The sequence below is a fragment of the Herbaspirillum sp. SJZ107 genome, assembly GCF_006715485.1.
Lineage (GTDB): Bacteria > Pseudomonadota > Gammaproteobacteria > Burkholderiales > Burkholderiaceae_D > Telluria.
On record NZ_VFNH01000006.1, the window covers coordinates 99,176 to 122,156 of the forward strand.

Genomic DNA, 22,981 nt, shown 5'->3' on the forward strand with positions numbered 1-22,981 from the left:
CTCGGCCGCCGGCCCGATCAGAACAGCGAGTGCCGGCCTTCGTCGCTCACGGCCGGCATGTCGTACCGACGGCGCACGTGCATATCCGCGTCGAACTCGTAGACGACCGGCGTGGCGTTCGGCACGTCGAGCGTGGCGATGTCGTCGTCGCTCATTCCTTCCAGATGCTTGATCAGCGCGCGGATGGTGTTGCCGTGCGCCTGGATGACGACGCCCCGTCGCTCGCGCAGCGCCGGCGCCGCCAGCTCTTCCCAAAACGGCCGCACGCGCCGAACCACATCTTCCAGACTTTCGCTCAGCACGATCTCGCCTGCCCGGGCACCGCGGTTACGCGGATCATCCGCATACGCGCGCGCATCTTGCAGCGCCATCGGCGGAGGCGCCACGGCAAACGAGCGGCGCCAGGCGGCGACCTGCGCCGCGCCGTATTCCCGTTCGGCCGTCGCCTTGTTCAGCCCCGTCAGGGCACCGTAATGGCGTTCGTTCAAGCGCGGGTCCGGCACAATCGGCAGCCACATGCGGTCCATTGCTTCGCAGATGATCCATTGCGAGCGGATGGTGCGCTTGAGCATCGATGTGAACGCGACGTCGATCGCCACGCCCGCCGCGCGCAGCGTCGCGCCCACCGCCCGCGCCTGCGCCATGCCGAGCGGCGTGAGGTCGACATCGGTCCACCCCGTGAAGCGGTTATCGGCGTTATAGGCGGACTCGCCGTGGCGGATCAAAATCAGTCGGTGCATGGCGCCTCACTCCTCGGATCGGCTGCGTCCCGGCCGGGTCGCGCGCAACCCCCGGACGAACTGGGATAGAGTAACCGCAAACTTATCCGGGCACGCGTTCGATGCCGGCTTTCACCCTGGAAATTCTTATGAATCCTGCCATTCAAGACATCCATGCGCGCGAGATCCTCGACTCGCGCGGCAACCCGACGGTTGAAGTCGACGTGCGCCTGGTATGCGGCGTCGTCGGTCGCGCCGCCGTGCCTTCGGGCGCTTCGACCGGCATTCATGAAGCCGTCGAACTGCGTGACGCCGAGCCGCGCCGCTACGACGGAAAGGGCGTGAAGAATGCCGTCGCCCACGTCAATGGCGAGATCGCCACCGCCGTTGCCGGCAAGGACGCGACCGACCAGAAAGGCATCGATGCCCTTCTCATTGCGCTGGACGGTACGCCGAACAAAAGCAGGATGGGGGCGAACGCCGTTCTGGGCGTGAGTCTGGCTGTGGCGCGCGCTGCCGCCGCGGCGGCGGGCTTGCCCTTGTTCAGTACCCTGTCCGCGTCGCACGCTCCACGCATGCCGGTACCGATGTTCAACATCCTCAACGGCGGGGTACACGCCAATTGGCAAGCGACCGATTTTCAGGAATTCATGATCGCCCCCGTCGGCGCCCCCACGTTCGCCGAGGGCGTACGCTACGGCGCCGAGATCTACCATCGCCTGCGCACCATCCTCAAGGAGCGTGGTTACAACACGGCGGTCGGGGATGAGGGCGGCTTCGCGCCTATCCTTAAGCGCAACGCCGAGGCCGTCGAATTAATCCTCGAAGCGATCGAAAAGGCAGGCTATCGACCCGGTGACGACATCGTGCTGGCGCTCGATCCGGCGTCGTCCGGCTTTTACGAGGACGGCCTGTACCACCTTCGCAGCGAGGGCCGTAAGGTCGATGCGGCCGGGCTGGTCGACCTGTACGAGGGATGGATCGAACGCTATCCGATCGCCGTGCTGGAAGACGGATTGGCGGAGGACGACTGGGCCGGCTGGCGCATGATGAACAAACGGCTGGGCAAAAAGGTCGAACTGGTTGGCGACGATCTGTTCGTGACCAACGTCAAACGCATCGAACGCGGAATTCAGGAAGACGTCGCCAATGCCGTTTTGATCAAACCGAACCAGATCGGCACCCTCACCGAAACGCGCGCCGCAGTCGAACTGGCCTACCGTGCCGGTTGGGGCGCCATGGTCTCCCATCGCAGCGGCGAAACGGTCGACAGCTTCATTGCCGATATGACGGTCGGATTCGGTACAGGACACCTCAAGACCGGGGCACCTGCGCGCGGCGAGCGCGTGGAAAAATACAACCAGCTGATGCGCATCGAAGAAGCGATGGGTCGAGATGCCTCTTACGCCGGCCGCGATGCGTTCGTGCGCGGGTAGGTTGAAAACAGCTTAGCCCGATGACGCGCCTGGTTACACGCATCGTCGTCGTTCGTCATGGCCACGTCGATGGCATCGATCCGCCGCGATTTCGTGGATGCGCCGAATTCCCGCTCTCCGAACTCGGACGGCGCCAAGCGGAGGCGCTGGGACGGCGCGTGGCGCGTGGCTGGCAGCCGGATGCCATTTACACCAGCAATTTATCCCGTTGCATCGATACGGGCACGGCGATCGAGCGCGCAACCGGCGCGCCTGCAAGCGTTCTCGGCGAGCTCGCCGACATCGACTACGGCCAGTGGCAAGGTTTGACGCACGATCGTGTCGAGTCCTTGTGGCCCGGGCCGGCACGGATGTGGTTTTCGAAACCCGACATGGCCTTGATACCCGGCGGCGAGACGCTCGCACAGGTGTTGGTACGCGTCATGAGTGTCCTCCATTTCGTGCTTTTGAAACACGCCGGCCAGACCGTCGTCCTGGTCGGGCACGACAGCGTCAACCGTGTGCTGTTGTTGCATTGCCTTGGGCTTTCTCTCAGTCATTATTGGCAACTCCGGCAGACGCCTTGCTGCGTGAATGAATGCACGTTCGAGGACGATTCGTTCGTCATCCAACGCATTAACGAAACCGGTCACCTGATTGGCGTTTAAACAAGGAAATGGCGGGAAGACGAGTGGATCGAAGTTTTTACAGCAGGTTAAAAGGTCGAATTCGGCGTCGCCTGCGCTCAGGACGCCGCGCGATGATTTGGCGGAACAAGCAAACCTTGCTATGATTGACTTTAATTGGAGATGGCATTCCTCCCGTAACCGCTCAATCCCGAGCTGATGATGCCTACCTTTCCCGGCCGGGAAGGTAGGCGCATGCCTCGATCCGGACCAGCTGGGCTCACTCACTGGACCGATGAAACCTGATCACACACCCGAACAAGTCGAGCTTTTGCATTACATGGCGAAGTGGCTGCTGCTTTCCGTCATCGCGGCCGCACTCGCCGGCTCCGCGTCCGCATTCTTCCTGTTTGCACTCGAGCGCGTCACCCAAATCCGTGTCGCGTCACCGCAGATCATCTGGCTGCTCCCCCTGGCCGGGTTCGCCGTGGGGTGGATCTATCATCGCCTCGGAAAGGATGTCGAGGCCGGCAACAACCTGATCATCGACGAGATCCACGACCCGAAGAAAACGATCCCGCTGCGGATGGCGCCGCTGGTCCTTGGCGGTACCGTGCTGTCGCACCTGTTCGGCGCATCGGTAGGTCGCGAAGGCACGGCGGTGCAGATGGGCGCCACGCTGGCCGACCAAATCGCCCACATGTTGCGTCTGGACCGCGATACACGCCGGGTACTCGTCATGGCCGGCATGAGCGCCGGCTTCTCATCCGTGTTCGGCACGCCCGTGGCGGGCGCGATCTTCGGCCTGGAAGTACTGGCGATCGGCCGCATGCGCTACGACGCGATCCTGCCCTGCATCGTCGCCGCCATCGTCGCCGACCGCGTGGGACTATGGTGGGGTATCCACCACACACATTATGTGCTCGGCGCGGTACCGGCTGTCGGTACGACCGGCCTGGTTGCGGTCGTCGTCGCCGGCATCGCGTTCGGCATGGCAGGCATGCTCTTCGCGACGCTGACGCACACGTTGAGCGACACGGCCAAGCGCCATGTGCCGTACGGTCCGGCACGCCCCCTGCTGGGCGGCGCAATCGTCGCCCTGGCGGTCTGGCTGAGCGGGACACAGCGCTATATCGGTCTCGGCATTCCGGTCATCGTCCAGGCGTTCCAGCAGCCGCTGGGATTCGAAGACTCGATCGGCAAACTGGCGTTTACCGTCGTCTCACTCGGCAGTGGCTTCAAAGGCGGCGAAGTGACGCCGCTGTTCTATATCGGCGCCACGCTCGGCAACGCCCTGGCGCCGTTGCTGCACCTGCCTTTCCCGCTACTGGCCGCGCTCGGCTTCGTCGCCGTGTTCGCCGGCGCCGCCAACGTGCCGCTGGCGTCTACCGTCATGGCCATCGAACTGTTCGGCGGCGAGATCGCGCCGTACGCAGCGCTCGCCTGCGTCGTCAGCTACCTGTTCTCGGGGCACACCGGCATCTACCGCGCCCAGCGCATCGGCCGGGCCAAGCACCGGCGCGCGCTTCCCGAGGACCTGCGTCTGTCCGAACTCCATGCCTACCGTGCGCGCGAACGCGCGAGGCCGGCAGCGCAGCGTCCTGAACAGTGAGCCACACGATGAACGATTTTGCCGTCCTGCGCCTGTACATCCCGATGTCGGCCCGTGCCCGCGCCACCCGTCTGTGGCACCATCTCAGTCCCCCGCAGCTCGCCCACCAACTGCTGACGCAGGCACGCCGCGCCGGCATCCGCCAGGCGTTGCTGTTCCATGTCGGCAGCGGCTACCTGCCGGGTGAGAAGCCATCCCACGCCCACGTGGAAGGAACGGCAGGGCGCCACCCGCAATGCGTCGAACTGGTCGATACGGAAGAAGCGCTTCGCGCGTTCCTTTTCGAACACCATGCGCAACTGCACGCGGTGCAGGCCGTGCTGTTGCGATGCGAGCTGCCGCTCGCAACCGAGGGCAAGGCGACGCACGCAAGCGCCGGTTAGCGGCGCATCAGTAATGCGGCCGTCCCCATGCCGAGCGTGCACATGACAAGCGAACCGGCAACGTGCAGCAGCACTGCACCGGCTGCCATGGCCAAGCGGCCGGCGCGCAGCAGGATCACCGCCTCGCCGGCGAAACTCGACATGGTCGTCAAGCCGCCAAGGAAGCCGGTGACGACGAACAACCGGATCTCGGGCGCGAGCGACGGCGTTTCGGTTAGCCAAGGTATCGCCACCCCGATGATGTATGCGCCCACCAGATTGACAAGCAGAGTACCGGGTGGAATCTCCGGAAACAGCGAATTCAAAGCCACGCTCGTCCACCAGCGCACGAGCGCTCCCAGCGCAGCGCCGGTGGCGACTGCGAATACGGAAGAAAACTCCATCGATGTCCCATTTGTAATGTACCTTGCCACCTTAACACGGCACTATGGGCAGCCGCACCCGGCTATACTCCATGCCCATGTCTTTCCATTCCCTTGCTCGTTTCGATCCATCCGTTCGTCTTGCACTGCGTGCGCTATGCTCGGCACATGCCGGCCCGGTCGACCTGGACCTGGGGCGAGGCGAATGCATCGCCATCGTCGGTGAATCCGGTTCCGGCAAGAGCGTGTTGCTGCGCATGATCGCGGACCTGATTCCCAACGAGGGCACGGTGCTGCTGGACGGCGCACAGCGCGCAAGCTGGACGGCGCCGGCATGGCGTTCGATGGTAGTCTATCAAGCAGCCGAGCCGGCCTGGTGGGACGCGACCGCGCGCGCGCACCTTCCGGCATCGGAGCAGAAGCGGGCGCAGGCACTGGCCGATGCGCTGAAACTGCGGGCCGCTGCGCTTGATACCGACCTGGAGCTGCTGTCGACCGGCGAACGCCAGCGCCTCGCGCTCATCCGTTCCCTGGCTTGCCGGCCCCGTGTCCTCCTGCTAGACGAGCCCGCTTCGGCGCTCGACGCCGCCTCGACCGCAGCTCTCGAAGCCCTACTGCGTTCGGAACTCGAACGAGGCACGTCGGTGTTGGTCGTGACGCATTCAGAAGAACAGGCCGAGCGCCTCGGGCAGCGGTGCCTGCGTATGGCGAGCGGCCGGCTCGAGGTGGCATGAGCCAGATTGCACTGTCGGCGTCGGACATGGCGCTCGCGGCCAGTCTGGTCGTATTCGATGCGGCGGTTTCGATCGCCTTCGGCCTGCGCCTGCATCGGCCCTTGCTTGTCGCCAGTCTGAGGATGGTGCTGCAGTTGCTGCTCGTCGGCCTCGTGCTGCGCATCGTATTCCGTTCCGACGCGCCGGCGCTGACGCTGGCCATCGCCTGCCTCATGATCGCCGCTGCCGCGCGCGAAGTCGCAACGAGGCCGACGCAGCGCCTGGCCGGCTGGGGCAACTACCGTATCGCGGGCGCAGTGGTAGCGCTGTCGAGCCTGGCCACGGTGGTGCTGGCCCTGATGACGGCCATCCGCCCCACGCCCTGGCACGACCCGCGCTATGCCATCCCGTTGATGGGCATCGTGCTGGGCAGCGTGCTAAATTCGGCAAGTCTGGCCCTCGACGCTTTCCTCGGCGGCGTGGTTGTGTCGCGCAATCAGATCGAAGCCCGTTTGGCCCTGGGTGCATCCTTGCGCACAGCGCTTGCGCCGCTGATGCGCGATGCGGTGCGTAAAGGCCTCATCCCGGTCATCAACCAGATGTCCGCGGCGGGTATCATCACGCTGCCGGGCATCATGACCGGCCAGCTCCTCGCCGGCATGGATCCGCTCGGCGCCGTCGAATACCAGATCCTGTTGCTGTTCCTGCTGGCCGGGAGCAGCGGACTGGCCGCCGGCGGCGTGGTCTGGCTGGCCAGCCGCGCACTTGGCGACGACCGCGACAGGCTGCGGCTGGACCTCTTGGCTTAGTTATCCGGCCGCTTCCTGGTCCGCACCATGTCTTCGAAGGCGGCGACGGCGCGGCTGCGATGCCGCTGGGCGTGGCGCAGCATCGAGAAGCTGCGCGCCGGGAGCGCGCAGTGCGCCCGTGCCAGCAAGCCGGCCTGCACATGCGGCGCCACGACCAGTTCCGACATCGCGGTGGCAAACGGTCCCGCCATGACCGCACTGCGCACCGCCTCATTTGAGGGAAGTTCGAGTGCGATCTGCAGATTGACGACCGCCACGTCGAGCGCGGCGAGTCCGGTCTCCAAAGCGGACCGCGTGCCCGAACCGGCTTCACGCAAAATCCATTGTCCAGCTTCCAGTTCTCTGGCCGTCAGCGTCCTGCCGTCGGCCCAGGGATGATCGGACGCAACCACAACCACCATATTGTCTTCGCCGACAGTCTCCTCCTCCAGGCCGGTCGGTTCTATGTTTCCCTCCACAAAACCGAGATCGGCGCCGCCTTGCAGCACGGCCTCGGCGACGCTCTCGGTATTGCCCGCTTCCATGTGCAAATCGATTCCCGGCCATGCTTGGCGGAAGCGTACCAGCAAGGCCGGCAGCCAATAGCTGGCGATGGTCTGGCTGGCGTGGATCGTTAGCGACCCGCGTCTGAGCTCGCCCAAATCGGCCAGCGCCGCCTCGGCTGCCTGGGCGCTCGCGAGCGCGCGGCGTGCTTCGACGAGAAAAATTCGTCCCGCGTCGCTGATTTCGATGCGCCGGCCGACACGGTGAAACAGCGCCGTTCCGTATCGCTCTTCCAGCGACTTGATGGAAGTGCTGACCGCCGAAGGGGTCAGGAAGAGAACGGCGGCGGCCTGGGTAAGGTGCTGGCGTTCGGCGACCTCGACGAATATACGCAACTGATCCAATGTCATCGTTCAATATTTTAGAAAGATATGTTCGTAATTTTAAAATAGACCAAACAATTCAGTACAGCGATACTTATTACATCGACGTATATGAATATGAGAAAAATAATGAAGAATCAAGTGAACAATTTGTCCGCCGCCGTTCCCGGCCTGTTGCTTTGTGCTGCGGTGACGGCAGCTGCCTATCTGCTCGAAGTGGCCGAAACCCACGTGTTCGGCCGCGCTTGGCTCGAAAGCCTGGTGCTGGCCATTCTCATCGGCACCGGTATCCGCACCCTGCACCGCCTCGACCCGCGCTTCGATCCAGGCATCCATGTCGGCGCCAAACTGCTGCTCGAGATCGCGGTCGTGCTGCTGGGCGCTTCGGTCAGTGCCGGTGCGCTGCTGGCCAACGGCCTCGGCCTCATCGGCGGTATCGCGGCGGTGGTCGTGGTTGCGATCGTGTTCAGCTATTTCATTGGGCGCAGCGCGGGCCTGCCGCAGAAGATGGCGATCCTCATCGCATGCGGCAATTCGATTTGCGGCAATTCCGCGATCGCTGCAGTGGCGCCGGTGATCGATGCCGACGGCAAGGACGTCGCCGCCTCGATCGCCTTCACCGCCGTGCTTGGCGTGGGCGTCGTATTGGGCCTGCCGCTGCTGGTAGGACTGCTGTCGTTCACCCCGGTGCAGTATGGCGTGTTCGCCGGCTTGACCGTCTATGCGGTGCCGCAAGTGCTGGCGGCGACCGCATCGGTATCGGCCGCGAGCGTCCACATCGGCACCCTGGTGAAACTGGTGCGCGTGTTGATGCTGGGTCCGGTCGTGCTGGTCTTGTCGATGTTCGGACGCGGTAGCGGCCGGGCACGCCCTGCGCTGTCGCACCTCGTGCCGTGGTTCATCGTCGGTTTCCTGCTGCTTCTGGTGCTGCGTTCGATGGGCTGGATTCCGCAGGCTGCACTGGCGCCTGCCCACGACGCGGCGAACTTCCTGACCATCATGTCGATGGCGGCCCTCGGACTGGGCGTCGATGCCCGCGCCGTACTGCGTGCCGGCGCCAAGGTGGCCTCGGTGGTAATCGGCTCACTCGCAGGATTGGGCGTGGTCAGCTTTGCTCTGATCAAGTTGCTGGGTGTATAGGCACAGCGCCCTCTTCCCGACTTATATTTATGCCAACTAAAAAAAGGAAAAATCCAATGAAATCATATCTCTGTCATAACACCGCTCGCCGACTCGCTGCAGGCGCGATGTTCGCGCTCATGACAGGCATCGCCTGTGCCGCACAGCCGGTACTGGTGTACGGCCCCGGCGGTCCCGCGCCGGCGATGAAGGAAGCGGCTGCCGCCTTCGAGCAGGAGCACGGCATCAAGGTGACAGTGACGGCGGGCCCGACACCGGGCTGGATCGAACGCGCGAAGCAGGATGCCGACGTGATCTACAGCGGCTCGGAAACCATGATGACGGACTTCACCGTTGCGATGGGCGGCCGCATCCAGGAAGCCAGCATCACGCCGCTCTACCTGCGTCCGCTGTCGATCCTGGTTCGTCCGGGCAACCCGAAGCATATCCATGGCGTCGCCGACCTCGTCAAACCCGGCGTGCGCATCCTGGTCGTCAACGGGGCTGGCCAGAATGGCGTTTGGGAGGACATGGCGGGTAGGAAAGGCAATCTCGATACAGTGCGCAAGATCCGCACGAACATCGCCAGCTATGCTGCCAACAGCGCGATCGCGCGCGACACCTGGACCAGCCGCAGCGACATCGATGCATGGCTGATCTGGAACATCTGGCAGGTCTCCAACCCCAAACTCGCCGACGTCGTGTCGATCGAACCGGATTACGCGATCTACCGCGATGCCGGCGTCGCCCTGACCGAGCACGGCAGCGGCAACCCGGCTGCGAAGCAGTTCGTCGATTTCCTGCAGTCGCCGCAGGGCAGCGCGATTTTCACCAAATGGGGATGGCAAAAATGACGGCGCGCGTCCTGCCATGACCGGGCAAGCGCAGGAACGCAATCTCGACGACCCGGAGGAAGTTACGCGCCGCTACCGCGAACGCCATACCGCGCCAGTGGCTGCGCTCAACCGCTGGGTCGAAAGCCACGCCGGCGGCATGCGCGAGATGCCGTGGTTCGATCCGCGCGATGGCGGCACCTTCGCCCGCATCCTGGTCCTGCTGGAAGCGCCGGCGCGCCAGGCGATGCGGCCGCGTTTCGTGTCGCGCGACAATCCCGGTCCGGCGCAGCGCAACCTCAAGCTCTTCCTGGCGCAGGCCTGCGTGGCGCGCGAAGAGACGGTGATCTGGAACACGGTTCCCTGGCTGCCGCCGGTCGATGGCCCACCGATGCAGCTGCGCGCCGGCGACATCCGCGCCGGCATCGCGCTGCTCGACGACGTCCTCGGATTCTTGCCGGAGCTGCGCGTCGTGGTGTGCGCGGGACGCACGGCCAGGCGCGCCGAAGCGTCCATCCGCGCCAGCCGGCCCGATATCCAGGTGCTGTCGATGCCACATCCGAGTCCGCTCGCTGTCTGCGCCGGCCCTCACGTAGCGCGGCAGATCGTGGACACGCTGGCGCAGGCGCGCGGGGTTGCCGGCGCCTGGCGCCGTACCACCTAAGCTCACGGGCGCTGCAGCGAAGCAATACAAGGCGAGACGAACAGCTTGCCCTGGTAGGCGCCATTCGCCGTGCGCCACGCGACCACCAGCCACAGCATGGCCAGCACCGCTACGAGCAGCGCGCCGGCGATGTCGAAGAACAGCGAATCGAATACATTGGCAAGCCGCAGCGTGGTCACGGCAAATACGCCGAGCGGAAATGTATACCCCCACCAGCCAAGGTTGAAGGGTACCGCGCTCCGGAAATAGCGGCAGGTGATCAGTGTCGCGAGCAGCATCCACCACAGGCCCAGCCCCCACAGGAGCAGTGCGCTCACGACCCCCAGGCCGTATGCGACCCGGCCGACCTCTTCCATGCCGAACAGGGCGAACGTCGCAGGCGCATCCGCACCGAGCACCAGCATGCCCAGGGAGCCTGTACCCACCGGGCCCAGGGCCAGCCAGCTCGATGCCGCCATGCTTTCGTGCGGCAGCTTGTGCAGCGCCATGCGCAGCAGCAGGATCGCGAGGATGCTGAGTGCAACGGGCACCGAATAAGCCCAGAGCACATAACCCGTAAGGAGCACCGTGAAGCGCGCCGCGCTGTCCTGCAGGTGCGGCACGAGCAGGCCCGCGCTGGCGGCCGCCACTTCGGCTGCGACCACGGGCAGCAGCCACACCGCAGTCATCTGGTCGATGCTGTGTTGCTGGCGGGTGAACATCAGGTACGGAATCAGTACGCCGCAGGCCAGCGCCATGGCGACGTCGATCCACCACAGGCATTGCGCTACCGCGACCGCGGCCTGCCCCCAGCGCGCCACGCCGAACCCCAGGAAACCGTTGATGATCGTCGCCAGACCCATCGGGATGGTGCCGAAGAACATCGATACCGTCGCGTGCCCGAAGATTTGCTTTGCCTCGTCGAAGAACAACAGCCAGCGCGCGCCGTACATCGCGGCGAACACGACGAACAGCAGGATGTTGAGCAGCCAAAGGCCTTCGGCAAGCTGATGCAGCCCGAAAACGGCATAAGGGAATTGTGCGAGCGCGAGCGCGAGAATACCGGTACCCATCGTCACGGCGAACCAATTCGGTGTGAATTGCCTGATTGCTTCAATCGGACTGCTCAATTGCCTTAAAGGCTTGAGACCCGACGAGGTGGCGATGATTTCGCTGAAAGACATGGCTCTCCAATTTTGAATATAGCGCGCAGCATGCGCTGGCAACCGTAGCTTAAATCGAAATGCCTAATTCATGAAACACGACGGACAGCAAGAAAATCAAGCTGATATTTAGCTTGATAATACTCATTTTATTCGTTTTACAGCTAGTTCCCGGCTCAATACACTGAAGTTGTAACTTTCACTCAACACTATTGGAGCGCACATGAAAACCCCGACTCGCATTGCAGTTACCGGCGCCGCAGGCCAGATCGGCTATGCCTTGCTTTTCCGTATCGCCAACGGTGACCTGCTCGGCCCCGATCAGCCTGTCATTCTCCAGTTGCTCGACCTGCCACATGCCCTGGGCGCCATGCGTGGTATCGACATGGAGTTGCAAGACTGCGCGTTTCCACTGCTGCAGGAAGTCCTGGTGACCGACAATCCGGAAGTCGCCTTCCGCGACGCCGACATCGCCATTCTTGTCGGCGCACAGCCGCGCAGCAAAGGTATGGAACGCAAGGATTTGCTTGCCGCCAATGCAGGGATCTTCGCCAAGCAGGGACGCGCCCTGAACGCGGTCGCCAAGCGTGAAGTCAAGGTACTTGTCGTCGGCAATCCTGCCAACACGAATGCACTGATCGCCATGCACGCGGCGCCGGACCTCGATCCATCCTGCTTCAGCGCGATGATCCGGCTTGACCACAACCGCGCCCAGGCCATGCTGGCGCTACATCTGGACAAGAGTGTCGACAGTATTTCGCAATTGATAGTCTGGGGCAACCACTCGCCCACCATGTATGCCGATTACCGCTTCGCCCTCGTCGATGGCCAATCTGCCTCGTTCGCGCTGCGCGACGAGCGCTGGAACCGAGAAGTGTTCATCCCGACGGTGGCCCAGCGCGGCACAGCCATCATCGAAGCACGCGGCCAGTCGTCCGCTGCATCGGCGGCCAATGCCGCGATCGACCACGTACGCGATTGGGTGAGGGGCAGCGGCGGGCGCTGGGTCTCGATGGCGCTGCCGTCGGACGGCGGGTATGGCATCCCGGAAGGCATCTTCTTCGGCGTGCCGGTCGTCTGCGACGGGCGCCAGGCAAATCGGATCCGTGGCCTGGACATCAATACCTTCGCGCGCGAAAAACTGCAGGCGGCAGTCGATGAATTGGTGCAGGAGCGCGACGCCATTCGGCATCTGCTGGACTGACCTCCGTAAATTGTCATCCTCGGTACGGAATTTACCAAAATATCAGGTTGAATTCCGACTTTTAATTTATCCAGCAATTTTGTAGAAATAATAATGCGACGTATATTAGGCTGACCATCACGCCGGGAACCCGGCGCCCGGTCAATCACAGGAGACAACAGCCATGACAAGAAGATCAGGCGACGACACCGCCAAACCTGCAGGTCCCCACGATAGCGCGCGCCCTTTCGAGGGACGCCGCCGTTTCATTCGGCACACTGGTTTCATTGCCGCTGGGTTGGCCGCCGCCCCGGGCGCCAGCCTTGCCGCCATCGCCAAGGACGACGGGGTCTCGTTTGCCGATGGCCCGCGCGAACTGGTCAGTTATCCGCAAAAGCGTCCCTTGATCCGCGTCACGACCCGTCCGCCGCACCTCGAAACACCGTTCGAGGTCTTCAACAACGGGGCGATCACGCCCAATGACGCGTTCTTCGTGCGCTACCATCTGGCGAACCTGCCGATGTCGATCGATCCTGAGACCTACCGGCTCGAGGTCAAGGGTGCGGTAAAGCGCAGCCTGAGCTTGTCGCTTTCCGAACTCAAGGCGCTGGGAGAGCCTGTCGAAGTCGTGGCTGTCAACCAGTGCTCCGGCAACAGCCGCGGGTTCTCGTCGCCGCGCGTCTTCGGTGCCCAGTTGGCAAACGGCGCCATGGGCAATGCGCGCTGGGTCGGGGTGCCGCTCAAGACAGTGCTGGAAAAGGCCGGCGTCGGCGCCAATGCACGACAGGTGATGTTCAACGGCCTGGACCAGCCTGTGCTGCCGTCGACCTCCGATTTCAGGAAAACGCTGGACATCGAACACGCGCTTGGCCACGACGTACTCCTGGCCTGGAGCATGAACGGCCAGGACATCCCTTACCTGAACGGCTATCCTCTGAAGCTGATCGTTCCCGGCTATTTCGGCACTTACTGGGTCAAGCACTTGTCCGAAATCGAGGTGCTCGACAAGCCTTTCGAAGGCCACGATGCCTTGTTCATGACGACGGCCTATCGCGTGCCAGACAATGACTGCCTGTGCGTGGCACCCGGCACCACGCCGTCCAGGACCAGGCCGATCTCGACCCTGCCGGTGCGCAGTTTTATCACCAGCGTCACCAGCGGCGGCGTGCTGCCCGCCGGCCGTACGGTCCAGCTCAAGGGTATCGCTTTCGACGGCGGCGCGGGCATCAAGGCCGTGGATGTTTCGATCGATGGCGGCAAGACCTGGCGGGCGGCGGAACTCGGCGCCGACCTCGGGCGTTATTCGTTCCGCGAGTGGCGCCTGCCGGTAAGCTTCGCCGCACGCGGCCAGACTGTCCTGATGGTAAGGGCCACCAACCGTGCCGGCGAAGTGCAGCCGGCGGACCCGACCTGGAACCCGGGGGGCTATCGCCGCCATGTGATCGAATCCTACCCCGTGACCATCGCCTGAGGAGGCGCCCATGAAACGAATCGAATCCTTCTTGCCTGTTTTCCTGCTCGTTGCAGGCATGGCCGCGCCGGCGTACGCCGAAGTTCATACACTCAAGCTTCCTGCCGAGACAGCGCAGCTCAAGTCGTCGCGCCTGCCCGGCTATGTCATCGCCACGCAGAAATGCGCTACCTGTCATTCCGCCGATTACATCAAGTACCAGCCGCCAGGCATGACCCTAGTCCAATGGACCGGCGAAGTCGGCAAGATGCAGCACATGTATGGCGCCCCGCTCACCGATGACGACGTCAAGGTCATCGGCGCCTATCTCGCGGTGACCTATGGCAGCGCGAAGGAAGCCGATTTGCCGGCAGAACTCAGGCTCGCGTGGGCATCGGGCGCTACGAAGCCGGCGGCGGGAAAGGGGCTCGACGTACAAGCGCTGCTCGCTTCCAACAACTGTCTGGCCTGCCATGCAATCGACAAGAAGATCGTCGGACCGGCTTACCATGAGGTGGCCGCAAAATACCGCGGCAATCCCGGGGCGCAAGCCCTCCTTGAAAAAAGCATCCATGGCGGCAGTTCGGGCAAATGGGGACAGGCGGCGATGCCGCCCTTCCCCCAGCTCAAGCCCGAGGAATTGCGTGCGCTGGCCGATTTCGTTCTGAAGCAATAGGGAAATGCGCAGCGTTTTGGCAAGCGGCGTGGTTTCAATATAATTGGGCGTCAGCACAACTCGACGCCCGCCAACGATGCGCCTCTCCCTTCGCCAGCTTCAGATCTTCCTCGCCATCGCAGGATCGGGCAGCACCACGGCAGCGTCTCACCAGGTGGCCTTGTCGCAATCCGCGACCAGTGCAGCCCTCAACGAGCTCGAGGCGATGCTCGACGTCCAGCTGTTCGACCGGGTCGGCAAGCGCCTGCTCATCAACGACAACGGCCGCCTGTTGCTGCCCCAGGCGCGCCAGATGCTGGACGCAGCGACGACGATCGAACGCCAGTTCGCCGAGCAGAACAGCTTGACAGGCCTCGGCCTGCATCTCGGAGCCAGCACGACGATCGGCATCTACCTGTTGCCGGCGATACTGGCGGAGGCATTCGCCGCGTCGCCCCAGGGCCCGCCTCGCGTCACCATTGCAAATACGTCCGACATCGCAACGGCGGTCGCGAATTTCGAGCTGGATCTCGGCTTGGTGGAAGGGCCATGTCATGACCTGCAGCTACAGGTCGAACCGTGGATAGCAGACGACCTTGTGGTGGTTGCCGCCGCCGGCCACCCGCTGCTTACCGACGGTGCCGCCAGCGACGGGACCGTGTCCTTGCAGGCCTTGCGCAACGCCGGCTGGCTACTACGCGAACCCGGTTCGGGAACCCGTGAGGCGGTCGAGCAGGCGCTCGTCCCTCACCTGCACAGCTTGCGCTCGGCAGGCGAATTCAGCAACGCGGAGGCGATCAAGCATGCGGCCGCGCATGGACTGGGGCTGGCCTGCCTGTCCCGGCTCGTGGTCGAGGATTTCCTCGCGAGCGGTCGGCTGGTAGTGGTACGAACCTCGCTGCCCGCCCTCAAGCGCAACTTCTTCATCATTCACCACAGGAACAAGGTGCTGTCGACCAGACTCCTGGGCTTCCTGGCTTTGTGCCGCACGACGGCAAGCAGGCGGGTGCGGCGCAAGCTTGCGGGCCAGGCCCATGAATATGGTTGACGCTGCACCTCGAGCCAGATCGAAAAGAGGATGACTTACGCGGTATCGACCTCTGCTATCGCTCCCAGATGAACTTCAGGTAATTGTCGTCGAAATACGCATCCTCCCGCAGTCGCCTCATATTTTCTGGATCTGACGGTTGATGGCTTTCAGCGCTTTTTCATTACGTTCGCTGTACCGGTTCGTCAGGTAGTCCGTCCGCACACGCATCAGCAGCGTTATCTTGAACAGCTCTTCCATCACGTCGACCACGCGGTCATAGTAGGCGGACGGGCGCATGCGGCCAGCGTCGTCGAACTTCTTGTAGGCCATTGGCACCGAGGACTGGTTCGGGATCGTGAACATACGCATCCAGCGTCCCAGCAGGCGCAGGGTATTCACCACATTGAAGGACTGTGAGCCGCCGCATACCTGCATAACTGCCAGCGTGCGTCCCTGGCTCGGCCTGATCGCGCCCATCTCCAGCGGAATCCAGTCGATCTGGTTCTTCATCACCGCGGTAATCGCGCCATGACGCTCAGGACTACACCACACCTGGCTTTCCGACCATGAGGGCTAAGTCGGCGGAGAAGTTCCACTTTTACTTCATTTCTCCGGCGAGTTTCACTTTTACTTCATAAGAAGTTTCACTTTTACTTCATCGGACGACTCTCGAGCCGGTGAACTCGGCTGCCCGGTCGCCCCAACACCCGCGCTCGCGGGCAGAGACCGCCACACAACCCGAGCCAGGTACACCCAGGCCGGGAGCCTGATTTTGCATGACACGTCACGGTTTCAAGTGCGATGCCGTGGGGATAAGTCATCTGTGGTGAAGCGGATGTTTCGTTTCTCTAGGCAGTTGCTTCGCAGACAACGTATGGCATACATTGAAGCATTGGACGGCCGAGTTCGGCCAGAAGCGGTCACTGGACCTTTAACGCCTACCGGAATGCCCACGATGCGCGATCCTGCCCGAATTGACGAGGTACTCAAACTGCTGCGCGAAGTATGGACACTTGAGCCCGATCTGCGGCTTGGGCAGCTCATTTACAACGCTGCACGGATTAGCGAGCCCGGTTTAAGTGATGTATTTTCAATCGAAGACAGCAGTCTTTATAAGGGCTTGGCTCGTTACCTTGAGCAGATTCAGGTTGATAGGTCTTTAAAGCCGACTAATGAATGACTGCTTTGGGTCTATTGTGTTGAAAAACTCTTGGGCATCCAGCAGTCCTTGATGAAGTAACTGTACAGGAAGGACGAGCGGCTGGCCCATCCTGATTTTGCTAACTCATCACTAGATTATCGTTTCGCGGTGCCGGCATCAGGTTTTTAGCCATTCGACGAAGATTTTGCACGGTGGCCGCCAGCAGGAACTCATCATGGGCGCCGCTGGGCCCACGCAAGCGCAATTGCCTAAGTATCTCTAACAATACCGGTCGACGTACCGCCAGCAGATGAGCGAGCAGGCCAACAAGAGAAAGGCCTGATGAATGTCCGCGCGGCGCTCGTAGCGGATTCGCAATCTGCGAAACCGGTGAAGCCACCCAAGGGTCCGTTCAACGACCCAACGCCAACGGCCAAGCCGTTCGCGTGACTCCACGCCGTACCTCGCGATGCGTGCAGCAATACCTCGCCGACGCAGCCAGTCGCGGTGCGCTCGTGACGCATAAGCACGGTCGGCATACAGTTTCCTTGGACGTTTGCGAGCGCGGCCTGCCAGTCCCTTGATGGCCGGGATTGCCTCGACGATCGGTATGAGCAGCCGGGAATCGTGAACTTGCGCACCTGAGATCTGGGCTACCAACGGCAAACCACGTTGATCGACCAGGATGTGGTGTTTGCAGCCAAGCTTGCCCCGATCAGTTGGGTTCCGTCCGGTATGCTCGCCGCCCCTCGGCGAAGGTACGCTGGCGGCATCAATGCAGGCTCGATCCCACACGATCTGGTCGTATTCGCGGAGCCGGCGCAGTATCGCCTCGTGAATATTCTGCCAGACACCAGCCTGAGTCCATTCATGCAGACGGCGCCAGCAAGTCATTCCGCTACCGCATCCAAGCTCACGCGGCAGATACTCCCATGGTATTCCAGTCCTGAGGACGAACATAATCCCGGTCAGTGTCGCCCGGTCACCGACACGTGGTCGGCCACCTTTTGGAGACGGTGGGTGCTCCGGGAGATGAGCTGCAATAACGGACCAGAGCTCGTCGGGAATAAGTGCTTTTGCCATGGCATCAGTCCGGCTAAGAAAAGGCCATCTATGTTAACGTCAACACCGTGGCTTGCTTACGGATGTATCGCCCCTAACATATATTCGATTGCTGCTAGCCGTTCGCGTCATGCTGAGTAACCGCAACCGAAAAATACCGCTGTCCGTCGACGACCGCGACCACCTTGCACTCAAGAATAATCCGATGACATGGGGCATTGCTGGCTGACGCGGTTCAGCAACTCTCTCTTGAGGCCTTGCAGTTCCGCGATTCGCTCATCGATAATTTTCACTTTCGCCGCCAGGAGTTCGGCCACTGCCGCATCTGGATCCAACGCGCTCCACACCGTAGGCATGCTCGCACCGATTTCGGCCAGGCTGAAACCGAGTTTTTGCGCAGTGCGTATGTACTTGACGAGTTGAGCCGTTTCCGGCGCATAGCGGCGGTAGCTGTTTTCGGCTCGCGTCGGGCGAATCAGGCCCAGCTTCTCATAGAAACGCAGTGTGTCGCGACTCACTCCAGCGGCCCGGGCCACTGCACCGATTCTCATTTGCGCCTCTTCCGTGAATTTTATGCTTGACCTTGGAGTGTACTCCAGGATTTACGCTTGTCGGCATGATTGACAACGGAGAATAATATGGTCGGTACTTCCACCTATCTGCGAATCGTTCGTGCTAGCGCCTGGTACGACCTCTTGGTCACTGCCGGCTTCGCCTCACCGTGGACATTCTCAGCCATTCACTCTGGTTTGAATACGCTCTCGGGTCTACTCGGCATTTCAGCACGCTTCCCCGCGTTCGAGCCTGCCCAGATGCTGATGGCGAACTTGCTCGGCTCGATCGTCACGGTTTGGGCGATCCTGCGGCTACGTAACACACGGGTCGAGTACGGACGATATGACGCGGCCGGCCGCTTCCTCTTCGCCACATGGCAGCTATACGCCCTTGGCCAGGGTGCTCACCCGATCATATGGGCCTTCTTCGTAATCGAAGTCGCTTTCGGTATCTCGCAATCTTTACCAATTAGCGATGCCAGTTGCGGCAACAATGTCGCGCAAGCTGGATGTTTAGATTCATACCGCTGATGGTCATCGATCAAAGCGCTTGCAAGTACTCTGCGTGCAGCTGACCTACCGCCGACGTCAGATCGAAGACCCTTGCCTTCGAAAGCATCCAGAAATTGCGATGATGGCGTCGTCACTTGTCGGTAGTGCCACAAATATCCATCGTGCTGAAATCCGCTGAGCGCAAGAGCACTCGCATGCCTATCGTTCGTTATGCACCACTACCCAATCGGCAATCGCTTTGAGTGCGGCCGGCGCGAGTGTCTCTTCGATCTCGCCATATTCAGCTGGTGTTCCCAGCTTCGCGGTTTGGAACAGGTGGTTGAGACTCGGCAGTTCGGCGATCGTCGCCCGTGGATTGCCCTGCAGTGCCACCTTGATCGGTCCCAGGTCCTCTTCCGCCGGCACCTGAAGATCGTGGCTTCCATTCAGCGCGAGCACCGGTATCTTCAGTTGGCGCAGCGCAGGGATGGGGTCGTAGGCGAAAGCTTCGCGCGCCCAAGGGCTGGTGACCAGGGTGGCGAGCGCGTCGGCACTGGTGGCCGGGATAATCTTGTCGGCGACCGCCTGTGCGATGTCCGCCTTGGCGATGGCAAGGGCCTGTTCGTCGCCCTTGGCGCTAGCCTGGTCGACGTAGAACCTGTCGAAGAACGCCAACCTGCTCGCGATGTCGGTGTCGGGCACCCCGGACGCCTTCGCGATCTTCGCGTTTTGCAGTCGCAGTAGCTGGCCAATCCGCATCCCTGGCGCGGCCATCAGGACGACGAATCGCACTGCCGGATCGCGTACGGCGACCAAAGGCGCCACTGCGCCACCCTCCGAATGTCCGACGAGGCCGACACGACCCGCCGCGATCTCGGGACGCGACATCAGAAATCCAAGCGCCGATTCGGCGTCGGCGGCGAAGTCGGTGAATGTGGCCGTGGCGTAATCGCCTGTCGATTCGCCGACGCCGCGCTTGTCGTAACGCAGGACGGCGATACCGCGACGATTGAGTGCATCGGCGAGCACGAGGAAGAGCTTGTGGCCCAAGATGTCTACGTCGCGCGTCTCGGGCCCGGATCCGCAGATCAGGACGACCGCTGGAAACGGGCCGGCGCCATTCGGAATGCTGAAGGTGCCGGCGAGCTTGATCCCCGCCGCGGCATTGACGATGGTGACTGCCTCCTGTCGGTAAGGACGCGGCCCGGCAGCGATCGCCTCTTCTTGGGGCCGCCTAGCAGGCGCCAAGGCCGCTGCCCGGCTCGTCATCCGTGACAGGACGAGCGGGATAGACTGTCCTTGACTCCATGTGCCAACCCAGCCGTTCTTTTCGGCGTTCCAGGTTCCAGTAAAGCTTCCGCCGATCTTGGCTATCGCAAAACTGAAATGATCGACGTCAGCGGCGACTTTGTCGGCCTGCAGGACAAATTTGCCTTGGTCCGGACTTTCCAGCGTCGCGCCATAGTGGCCGCTGGCGTCCTTTGTGACATGTACGATGAGGTGCAGTTGACCAGCTAGCAGTCCGCTCCAGTCACCTGCCGCGTCTTCGGCTGAGGCGTTGCCGACTACGAGCGTCGCGGTCAACAGCCAAAGCGCAACGACGCCTTTCAACAAACGAAATAAGGTCATGATTTATGCTCGCTTTTTTACGTGCACGGCCGCAGCCCGGGAAATGCTTCTGGTCTGGTCGTGCCCGGATTAAGGGATAAGAAAGTTCAGGAATGCAGGAGGCACGCCCACCATTGGCGCGCCTTCTGTGACGGCTTATGCTGGGCCGGTTGGGGGAATCGGTTGGTCACTGTGGGCAAAGCAAGAAACGATTCTGTACACGATGTACGCGAAGGTGAGTAGCATGATCGATAGTGCCACCTCGTTGCCGTAAGCCAGCGGCAGAAACAGCCAGGCCAGGGCATAACCCAAGCCGCCCAAGACAAAGGCCTTGCCGTTAGCCCGCAACAGCGCGGCGCGGCGTCGTGAAGCAATGGCTTTCTTCGGGATGGCGTTGCCGATCACCATGACGAACGCTCCCGCGAGAAACTGGCAAGCGCGAACGCGGAACTCACCGGATGCCGTGATCCACCCCAACGCCTCGAACAATCCTACGCCCAGTAACAGGCCCGCATAGACAATTGATTGCGTGATTTTCTGGCGGGCCTCGATTCGCGCTTGCGTATTGTCGCGGGAAACATGGCGGATCAGCCACATGGCGCCTAGCACAGCCATTCCCAGCACGCATTGCCACCGTCGTGTGGGGTTCGCATAGCATACATAACCGCCGGCCAACACAACCCATGCGCTGACTACCAGAGCCAATTTGCCAGTTATCGTTTTCATCGCTTTCCTTCAGGCCAGGAGTCTGGCGCAACAGTTTGATCGCGTACCTTTACATCGATGCCTAGGAAACTGGCAAATCCAGCCAGGGCTTCTTCAAGCACCGAAAGCTTCAGGCAATACACAACAGATTTGCCAAGCTTGGACGAGTCGATCAAATCCGCCTCGCGCAGAATGGCAAAATGCGCCGACATCGTCGGCTTGGAAACGTCGAAATGGTCAGCTAACTCGCCCGCCGTAAGCGGGCCATCTTTCAGCAGTGTCAACACTTGACGGCGAGTTGGGTCGGCCAAGGCTTTGAATACTTTGTTCATGTTTCCAAGTTTAGCTAATTGACTAAATATAGTCAAGGCCTTTTGTTATGCATTTGATCTTTAACGATGCTTTGGGTTTGTGATGAGGGAAGCTCATGAGCCGACCGAGCATTGGCAGGCGCTCGATTTCAGCGTTCACCCGCAATATGCTTCGGGCACCCCTGCCGACTGTCGCTCAGCCGTTGCGGCAGCCTCCAGATGTCCGATCCACGCGACCCGAATCCGTTCGCCACCTGTGTCGACGTGCACAACCTGAGCCGCAGCACTCACGCCTTGGGCTGCAGCGCCTGCCGTCATGGAAGCTTGGTGCCAAGGCCGAAGCACCACACTGGAGCTGTATTGTAGGCGCCGTCTATAGCAGCGGGGTGTAATACAGTGCCAAACTCACACTGCCTTGACCAGGAAAACGTGCTCCTCATCGCCAAGCAGAACGGAGGCCAGGAGCATTCGGTCGGCATGACGGGCTCACTCGACTGCGCGGCTGATGACAGGATACGCCTAGGAAAGGACGTCGTGCTTAGCGGGTGATGCTCAATACGTCCTATCTCGCCGGCCTTGTGTGCCGGGACAGCGTCTCGGGGCGATCTGAACAGGTCCAGGTTTTGATAGACGTACTTAGAGGCAGCAATCGGCCAAGAGCGGTCGTCGTCATAAAGTGAAATCGATAGGAGCATTAACGTATGAGTAAGCCGTGGTTTGGCCCGAGAAAATTTGGTTTTGGCCGTACTCCAGTTAGCTGGGAAGGGTGGGTGTGCGTCCTGCTGATCGTAGTAGCCTTCACCACGCTAATCGTGAAGTTTTTCTGAGATTCTGTCTGCTTTGGGTCGGTTTCGGCCTGTCGTGACCGTTCGTGACTTTTTCGCTTCTGCAACCTGCTAAGCTGAGTCGAACGACCGGATTCGGCCAGGAGCAGTCGCAGCAAATTAATTGCAATTTCTGAAATAATTACTTGACCACATGCTAAACAGTCAACTTTGGATTGAACCTCTCGGTAATGTTGTTGTGGTTCGAGTGAGAGGGGAATTAACTGAAAGCATGCTCAAAGAAATACATGAGCGCGTAATTCAGCTACTACGAGATACCGAATACACGCGCGTTCTCTACGACGCATTGGAAATGGAATCACCCGACATTGACATCGCACTATTGCAAGAAAAATTAGACGAAAAGACAAGGCAACTGTTCGCTGACCAATCTCTCCGTAAAGCCATTTTGGTTCCGAATACACGATTGGGTTATCTGTCGCGGATCGCCTTCGGACAATTTGGTGAGGGGGACTACCGTGTTTTCTATAACGATCTCAGCCACGCCTTGCAGTGGCTTGAGACGTGAACAAACCGTCCGCTTCGGGTCGGGAGCTGCCTGTCGTGACAGTCCGAGATTTTGTTGGCTCGGCAACATGTTATGCTGGCTCGACCGGCCCAGATCGGCCAGGAGCGGTCGTAGCAAACGCACTCAGATCTCATGTTCTTCTAGGAGCGCTAAATGAATGATAGGTCGGATGGG

General features: G+C 61.4%; 25 protein-coding genes, 2 pseudogenes and 1 riboswitch. Of the genes and pseudogenes, 16 read left to right on the top strand and 11 right to left on the bottom strand.

The window, feature by feature from the left end; genetic code table 11:
• Positions 1-17 precede the first annotated feature (17 nt).
• Positions 18-740: a 2,3-diphosphoglycerate-dependent phosphoglycerate mutase gene (locus FBX97_RS28340; protein WP_141839148.1), complete on the bottom strand. Its 723-nt coding sequence runs from the start codon at positions 738-740 to the stop codon at positions 18-20.
• 128 nt (positions 741-868) lie between these two features.
• Between FBX97_RS28340 and eno the strand changes: the two genes are divergently transcribed.
• The 4 genes from eno to FBX97_RS28360 all read left to right on the top strand — a co-directional run bounded on the left by eno (position 869) and on the right by FBX97_RS28360 (position 4,755).
• Positions 869-2,155, top strand: coding sequence for a phosphopyruvate hydratase (gene eno, locus FBX97_RS28345; RefSeq protein WP_141839149.1), 1,287 nt, complete (start codon positions 869-871; stop codon positions 2,153-2,155).
• A 20-nt stretch (positions 2,156-2,175) separates the two neighbouring features.
• Positions 2,176-2,802, top strand: a complete 627-nt coding sequence (locus FBX97_RS28350; protein WP_141839150.1) for a histidine phosphatase family protein — start codon at positions 2,176-2,178, stop codon at positions 2,800-2,802.
• A 128-nt stretch (positions 2,803-2,930) separates the two neighbouring features.
• A riboswitch (Fluoride riboswitch) is annotated at positions 2,931-2,996 on the top strand.
• 59 nt (positions 2,997-3,055) lie between these two features.
• Complete coding sequence (locus tag FBX97_RS28355; RefSeq protein WP_141839151.1) at positions 3,056-4,372, top strand: voltage-gated chloride channel family protein; 1,317 nt, start codon at positions 3,056-3,058, stop codon at positions 4,370-4,372.
• An 8-nt stretch (positions 4,373-4,380) separates the two neighbouring features.
• Positions 4,381-4,755, top strand: coding sequence for a DUF190 domain-containing protein (locus tag FBX97_RS28360; RefSeq protein ID WP_141839152.1), 375 nt, complete (start codon positions 4,381-4,383; stop codon positions 4,753-4,755).
• Here FBX97_RS28360 and crcB read toward each other — a convergent pair.
• Positions 4,752-5,138 carry a fluoride efflux transporter CrcB gene (crcB, locus tag FBX97_RS28365; RefSeq protein ID WP_141839154.1) on the bottom strand — a complete coding sequence of 129 codons (387 nt, stop codon included), beginning with the start codon at positions 5,136-5,138 and terminating at the stop codon, positions 4,752-4,754. The genes FBX97_RS28360 and crcB overlap by 4 nt on opposite strands.
• Before the next feature lie 71 nt (positions 5,139-5,209).
• On the opposite strand from crcB, the gene FBX97_RS28370 reads away from it, so the two are divergent.
• On the top strand, positions 5,210-5,851 hold the full coding sequence (locus tag FBX97_RS28370; protein ID WP_229217788.1) for an ATP-binding cassette domain-containing protein: 642 nt from the start codon (positions 5,210-5,212) through the stop codon (positions 5,849-5,851).
• Positions 5,848-6,639, top strand: coding sequence for an iron export ABC transporter permease subunit FetB (fetB, locus tag FBX97_RS28375; protein ID WP_141839156.1), 792 nt, complete (start codon positions 5,848-5,850; stop codon positions 6,637-6,639). Before FBX97_RS28370 ends, fetB begins: the two co-directional genes overlap by 4 nt.
• Here the strand turns inward: fetB and FBX97_RS28380 are convergent.
• On the bottom strand, positions 6,636-7,532 hold the full coding sequence (locus FBX97_RS28380) for a LysR family transcriptional regulator (protein ID WP_141839158.1): 897 nt from the start codon (positions 7,530-7,532) through the stop codon (positions 6,636-6,638). The genes fetB and FBX97_RS28380 overlap by 4 nt on opposite strands.
• A gap of 102 nt (positions 7,533-7,634) precedes the next feature.
• Here FBX97_RS28380 and FBX97_RS28385 point away from each other — a divergent pair, with 102 nt between their 5' ends.
• From FBX97_RS28385 to FBX97_RS28395, 3 genes are all read left to right on the top strand, one after another.
• Complete coding sequence (locus FBX97_RS28385; RefSeq protein WP_141839160.1) at positions 7,635-8,645, top strand: YeiH family protein; 1,011 nt, start codon at positions 7,635-7,637, stop codon at positions 8,643-8,645.
• A gap of 107 nt (positions 8,646-8,752) precedes the next feature.
• The gene (locus tag FBX97_RS28390; protein ID WP_229473719.1) at positions 8,753-9,478 is read left to right on the top strand and encodes a substrate-binding domain-containing protein; all 726 of its coding nucleotides are present in this window, start codon (positions 8,753-8,755) and stop codon (positions 9,476-9,478) included.
• Positions 9,479-9,494: 16 nt separating this feature from the next.
• Positions 9,495-10,121, top strand: a complete 627-nt coding sequence (locus tag FBX97_RS28395; protein WP_141839164.1) for a uracil-DNA glycosylase — start codon at positions 9,495-9,497, stop codon at positions 10,119-10,121.
• Between the two features lie 2 nt (positions 10,122-10,123).
• On the opposite strand, the gene FBX97_RS28400 is transcribed toward FBX97_RS28395, so the two are convergent.
• Positions 10,124-11,284 (bottom strand): TDT family transporter, encoded by a 1,161-nt coding sequence (locus FBX97_RS28400; protein ID WP_141839166.1) that lies wholly within the window; start codon positions 11,282-11,284, stop codon positions 10,124-10,126.
• A gap of 202 nt (positions 11,285-11,486) precedes the next feature.
• Here FBX97_RS28400 and FBX97_RS28405 point away from each other — a divergent pair, with 202 nt between their 5' ends.
• The 4 genes from FBX97_RS28405 to FBX97_RS28420 all read left to right on the top strand — a co-directional run bounded on the left by FBX97_RS28405 (position 11,487) and on the right by FBX97_RS28420 (position 15,599).
• Positions 11,487-12,467, top strand: a complete 981-nt coding sequence (locus tag FBX97_RS28405) for a malate dehydrogenase (protein WP_141839167.1) — start codon at positions 11,487-11,489, stop codon at positions 12,465-12,467.
• Positions 12,468-12,630: 163 nt separating this feature from the next.
• A complete protein-coding gene (locus FBX97_RS28410) occupies positions 12,631-13,917 on the top strand; it encodes a molybdopterin-dependent oxidoreductase (protein WP_141839169.1) in 1,287 nt (428 codons plus the stop codon).
• A 10-nt stretch (positions 13,918-13,927) separates the two neighbouring features.
• Positions 13,928-14,572 carry a c-type cytochrome gene (locus FBX97_RS28415; RefSeq protein ID WP_141839171.1) on the top strand — a complete coding sequence of 215 codons (645 nt, stop codon included), beginning with the start codon at positions 13,928-13,930 and terminating at the stop codon, positions 14,570-14,572.
• Between the two features lie 76 nt (positions 14,573-14,648).
• On the top strand, positions 14,649-15,599 hold the full coding sequence (locus FBX97_RS28420; RefSeq protein ID WP_141839173.1) for a LysR family transcriptional regulator: 951 nt from the start codon (positions 14,649-14,651) through the stop codon (positions 15,597-15,599).
• 117 nt (positions 15,600-15,716) lie between these two features.
• Here the strand turns inward: FBX97_RS28420 and FBX97_RS28425 are convergent.
• Positions 15,717-16,148 (bottom strand): annotated as a pseudogene (locus FBX97_RS28425) (NAD(P)H-dependent oxidoreductase); the annotation flags it as partial.
• A 307-nt stretch (positions 16,149-16,455) separates the two neighbouring features.
• On the opposite strand from FBX97_RS28425, the gene FBX97_RS29785 reads away from it, so the two are divergent.
• Positions 16,456-16,761 (top strand): hypothetical protein, encoded by a 306-nt coding sequence (locus tag FBX97_RS29785; RefSeq protein WP_185748790.1) that lies wholly within the window; start codon positions 16,456-16,458, stop codon positions 16,759-16,761.
• Positions 16,762-16,861: 100 nt separating this feature from the next.
• On the opposite strand, the pseudogene FBX97_RS30325 reads toward FBX97_RS29785, so the two are convergent.
• The 3 genes and pseudogenes from FBX97_RS30325 to FBX97_RS28440 all read right to left on the bottom strand — a co-directional run.
• Positions 16,862-17,044 (bottom strand): annotated as a pseudogene (locus FBX97_RS30325) (hypothetical protein); the annotation flags it as partial.
• Positions 17,002-17,805, bottom strand: a complete 804-nt coding sequence (locus tag FBX97_RS28435; RefSeq protein WP_141839175.1) for an IS5 family transposase — start codon at positions 17,803-17,805, stop codon at positions 17,002-17,004. The gene FBX97_RS28435 and the pseudogene FBX97_RS30325, both read right to left, overlap by 43 nt.
• Before the next feature lie 170 nt (positions 17,806-17,975).
• Positions 17,976-18,335 carry a MerR family transcriptional regulator gene (locus tag FBX97_RS28440; protein WP_141839177.1) on the bottom strand — a complete coding sequence of 120 codons (360 nt, stop codon included), beginning with the start codon at positions 18,333-18,335 and terminating at the stop codon, positions 17,976-17,978.
• Between the two features lie 87 nt (positions 18,336-18,422).
• Between FBX97_RS28440 and FBX97_RS28445 the strand changes: the two genes are divergently transcribed.
• Positions 18,423-18,869 carry a hypothetical protein gene (locus FBX97_RS28445; protein ID WP_141839179.1) on the top strand — a complete coding sequence of 149 codons (447 nt, stop codon included), beginning with the start codon at positions 18,423-18,425 and terminating at the stop codon, positions 18,867-18,869.
• Positions 18,870-19,049: 180 nt separating this feature from the next.
• On the opposite strand, the gene FBX97_RS28450 is transcribed toward FBX97_RS28445, so the two are convergent.
• The 3 genes from FBX97_RS28450 to FBX97_RS28460 all read right to left on the bottom strand — a co-directional run bounded on the left by FBX97_RS28450 (position 19,050) and on the right by FBX97_RS28460 (position 21,475).
• Positions 19,050-20,459 carry a S9 family peptidase gene (locus FBX97_RS28450; protein ID WP_141839181.1) on the bottom strand — a complete coding sequence of 470 codons (1,410 nt, stop codon included), beginning with the start codon at positions 20,457-20,459 and terminating at the stop codon, positions 19,050-19,052.
• Between the two features lie 135 nt (positions 20,460-20,594).
• Positions 20,595-21,164, bottom strand: coding sequence for a hypothetical protein (locus tag FBX97_RS28455; RefSeq protein ID WP_141839183.1), 570 nt, complete (start codon positions 21,162-21,164; stop codon positions 20,595-20,597).
• Positions 21,161-21,475 (bottom strand): autorepressor SdpR family transcription factor, encoded by a 315-nt coding sequence (locus FBX97_RS28460; protein WP_141839185.1) that lies wholly within the window; start codon positions 21,473-21,475, stop codon positions 21,161-21,163. The genes FBX97_RS28455 and FBX97_RS28460 overlap by 4 nt, the downstream gene beginning before the upstream one ends.
• A gap of 957 nt (positions 21,476-22,432) precedes the next feature.
• On the opposite strand from FBX97_RS28460, the gene FBX97_RS28465 reads away from it, so the two are divergent.
• A complete protein-coding gene (locus FBX97_RS28465; RefSeq protein WP_185748791.1) occupies positions 22,433-22,807 on the top strand; it encodes an STAS/SEC14 domain-containing protein in 375 nt (124 codons plus the stop codon).
• Positions 22,808-22,981: the final 174 nt, after the last annotated feature.